This window comes from Nocardiopsis sp. TNDT3 (assembly GCF_003427465.1).
In the GTDB taxonomy this organism is placed as follows: domain Bacteria; phylum Actinomycetota; class Actinomycetes; order Streptosporangiales; family Streptosporangiaceae; genus Nocardiopsis; species Nocardiopsis dassonvillei.
On the sequence record NZ_QPFC01000950.1, the window covers coordinates 1 to 3,483 of the forward strand.

The following is a 3,483-nucleotide window of genomic DNA, read 5'->3' on the forward strand; positions in this document are numbered from 1 at the left end:
CTCGCGGGCCAGGGACCGCGACACCCCGGACCGGTGCACGCGCAGCGCCTCCACCAGCTGGTTGCCGACGGTGAACTGGGGGTGCAGCGACTGCATCGGGTCCTGGAAGACCATGGCGATATCGTTGCCGCGCATCCGCCGCAGCCTCTTGTCCGGGGCGCCGACCACGTCGGTGCCCGCCACCTCGACCTCCCCGGTGATCCGCGCCCGGCTGCCCCGGTGCAGGCCCATGAGGGCCAGCGAGGTCACGCTCTTGCCCGAACCCGACTCGCCCACGATGCCCAGCGCTCCCCCGACGGGCACGGCGAAGGACAGACCGTCCACCGCACGGACGTCGCCGTCCATGGTCGGGAACACCACCCGCAGGTCCTCCACCCGCACGACCGGCCCCGACGCCGCGGACTCGCTCACACGACCCCTTCCTTTCCGTTCCCCGGGCGCGGCGGCCCGGATCGTGTTCCGCCCGCGCGTGCGCCCGGCACGGTTATCCGTGGATGCGTACGCGCGGGTCGATCAGCGGGTACAGCAGGTCCACCACCAGGTTGCAGAGCACGATGAAGAACGCGCCGAACAGCGTCACGCCCAAGATCACCGGCAGGTCGCTCTGCATGATGGCGGTGACCGCGTACCGGCCGATCCCGTTCAGGGAGAAGACCTGCTCGGTCAGGACCGCGCCGCCCAGCACGAGCCCCAGGTCCAGGCCGAAGATGGTCACGATGGGCGTGAGCGTGGGGCGCAGCGCGTGCTTGAGCACCACGCGGCGCTCACTCAGTCCCTTGGCGCGGGCGGTGCGGATGTAGTCCTCGCCCAGGGTCTCCAACATGCCCGCGCGCGTCTGGCGGGCGTACATGGCCGCGTGCAGGAAGGCCAGCGTCAGCCACGGCAGCAGCAGTCCCTGCGCCCACCTGGAGGGGTCCTCGCTGAAGGGGACGTAGCCCGGGGTGCCGAACAGCCCCCAGGCGTGCACGAGGAAGGCCAGGGCCAGCAGACCGGTGAAGAAGATCGGCAGCGACACCCCCGCCAGGGCGACGGCCATCGCCAGCCGGTCGAACAGGCTGCCCTTCCACACCGCGGAGACCACGCCGACCAGGATTCCGCCCACCAGCCAGATCACCCCCGCGCCGAGGGCCAGTGAGGCCGTCACCGGCAGCCGCGCCACGATCTCGGGGAAGACCTCCTGGTAGGTCTGGAAGGAGTAGCCCAGGCAGGGCGCCGCGCACTCGATCGTGTCGTTGCCGAAGCGGTACTCCGCGCCGAGGAAGAGGCCCCGGACGAACTCCCCGAACTGCACGACGACGGGCCGGTCCAGGCCCAGGCGGTCGATGGTGGCCTGGATGGCCTCGGGGGTGGGGGCGCGGCCCACGTACATCGTCGCCAGCTGTTCGACGGTGCGCCCCGCCCACCGGGGCACCACGTAGAAGATGGCGAAGGTGACCATGGTGACCACGGCCAGGAGCAGGAGTCCGGCGCCCAGGCGGCGCAGGATGTAGGTCAGCAACGCGCGTGCTCTCTGTCGTCGGGGCCGGGGCGTGGGCGGGACGGGTCCGCGAACGGTACCCGCCCGCAAGCAGACAGTAACTCAATGTGATCATCTGGTCGCGTTCAATCGCCCTATGCGCGCCTTCCGTGGCGCTGGGGATCACGGATCGACCGAGTCGGTCACCTTCCGCTCTTGACTGATGCACTGCCCCGGACGGGTCGTGGGCGCTCGGAGAATACGTTCCGGCTGGTGGCTCCTACACCACGAAGCGGGCCGGGCCCCGGGACCTGTGGGCGGAGATCGGCGCCGCGTGGGAGGAGTGGACGCGGTGGGGGAAGCCGGGCCGGGACCAGCTCGGCGTGACCGTGGACCAGGAGGGAACTCGACTGTGGGCGGACGCCCCGGCAGGGGTCCTTCGGCCTCTGGGCACGGCCGCCGCTGCGGGGTAGCTTCGCCCCGCGTCAGCACGAAACCGACCCCGCCCAATGCGTCTGGGCGGGGTCGGTTTCGTGCGCGGTTACAAGAGGCCACGCACCGCCTTGAGCAGGGCACCCCACTCTTGGGCCTGGAACTCAAGGTGTCCGGCGTGCCGGTTCTGCGTGTCCCGAACCAGCGTCTCGGCACCCTCTCGGACCTCGACACAGTTTTCCGCAGCATTGCTGTATGAGGACTTGTGCCAGTCAGACCTCACAGTTCACCCCTTCGTGACAGCGAGAACAGCAGTCCACTCCAGCGCGGACACCGTGAGGTGGCCCAGCTCCCGGTTCTGGGTGTCACGGATGTCCGCACCCTCCGCAGACTCGCGAGCCTCGACACAGTTCTGCCCACCCGAACTGTATTTGGACTTGTGCCACTCGCCCTTACGGTTGGCCATATCTTTCCCTCATCTCCTTGAGGAACTTCACGGACTCCAGCGGCGACCTCGCGGTCGCCTGTAATCTACTGAACAGCATCCCGAACCGGCGCACGTCCCTCAGGTCATCCGTGTTCTGGCCACGGTAGACCGACTCCACGTGCACAAGCTCAGGTGCTGCCGAGGACGTTAGCAGCGAGAACGGACCATCAAGTCCGGCGTGTGGGTACTGGTCCCAGCCGTGCAGCTGGACCATGATTCGTCCGCTTTCGGCCAGTTCGATAATCCGGTCAATCTGATTGACCATCATCTGACTAGGACCAATCGCCCGAACTACCGTGATGTCATCGAGCACAGCGTGGTATTGCGGCCCGCCTGGACGGAGAACTTCTTTCCCCCAGTCCATTCGCTCGCGAAGCCGTTCCTCTGCCTCGGCAGGTGACAGCCACGGAGCGCCTGCGGCAATGGTGGCCGCCGCGTACTCGGGATGCTGGATCGTACCAGGAACCAAGCTGTTCTGATATTCACGGATCACCTCCGCTTCAGCTTGCATCTGCCGGAACTCACCGATCCAGTCGACGTGCTCCGGTTGGTAGACCTCCTCATAGGTACGGACCAGCCGCCCCTTGGCCCCTAGGAACTCGTCCAGGTCAACGACCTTCGATTCGTTCAGCTTTCGGCGGCCGTTCTCTATATGGGAGATATGTCCGGGTGTGCAGTTGAGATGGCGTGCAAGGCCGTCCTGTTGGACGCCTGCCCGCTTACGAGCACGCATGAGGGCATGACCAAACCGGACATCCGAGGGGTTCCGTTCAACTTCCATTACCCCATGTAACCAAAGATGGTAGTCCGAAGTCTACGAGAAGTAGTCAGAACTTGCGTCGAAGTATTCGGCACTGGCCAGAACATTTTCTAGCCTTCAAAACGCTACTGCGGCGTGGGATCTTGTCGTCACGAGGTCGGCAAGATCGGCCCCGCACTCCCGCCCCTTAGCGGGGCGGCAGCGCCGTCCCGTACCCACATGCGGACGGGAAAGCCCTACAACCAGGCACAAAAAAGCCCCGGCGGTCGAAGTGGAGAGCGACCGCCGAGGCCAAGTGCCCCACCCCGAGACAGCCGAGGTGAAACATGCAAAAGTCTACCGTTCCGC

Annotated in this window: 5 protein-coding genes; all 5 read right to left on the minus strand. The window is 66.4% G+C overall.

Going from position 1 to position 3,483, the window contains the following annotated elements; translation table 11 throughout:
* On the minus strand, positions 1-411 hold a 411-nt coding region (locus DQW06_RS22120; protein WP_157983550.1), incomplete at its 3' end, for an ATP-binding cassette domain-containing protein.
* A 73-nt stretch (positions 412-484) separates the two neighbouring features.
* The gene (locus tag DQW06_RS22125; protein ID WP_013153603.1) at positions 485-1,498 is read right to left on the minus strand and encodes an ABC transporter permease; all 1,014 of its coding nucleotides are present in this window, start codon (positions 1,496-1,498) and stop codon (positions 485-487) included.
* Positions 1,499-1,997: 499 nt separating this feature from the next.
* Positions 1,998-2,171 (minus strand): DUF397 domain-containing protein, encoded by a 174-nt coding sequence (locus DQW06_RS22130; protein WP_013153604.1) that lies wholly within the window; start codon positions 2,169-2,171, stop codon positions 1,998-2,000.
* A 3-nt stretch (positions 2,172-2,174) separates the two neighbouring features.
* Positions 2,175-2,354: a DUF397 domain-containing protein gene (locus tag DQW06_RS22135; protein WP_013153605.1), complete on the minus strand. Its 180-nt coding sequence runs from the start codon at positions 2,352-2,354 to the stop codon at positions 2,175-2,177.
* Entirely contained in the window at positions 2,341-3,156 is an 816-nt protein-coding gene (locus tag DQW06_RS22140) for a helix-turn-helix transcriptional regulator (RefSeq protein ID WP_117199230.1), read from the minus strand. Before DQW06_RS22140 ends, DQW06_RS22135 begins: the two co-directional genes overlap by 14 nt.
* Between the last annotated feature and the right edge of the window lie 327 nt (positions 3,157-3,483).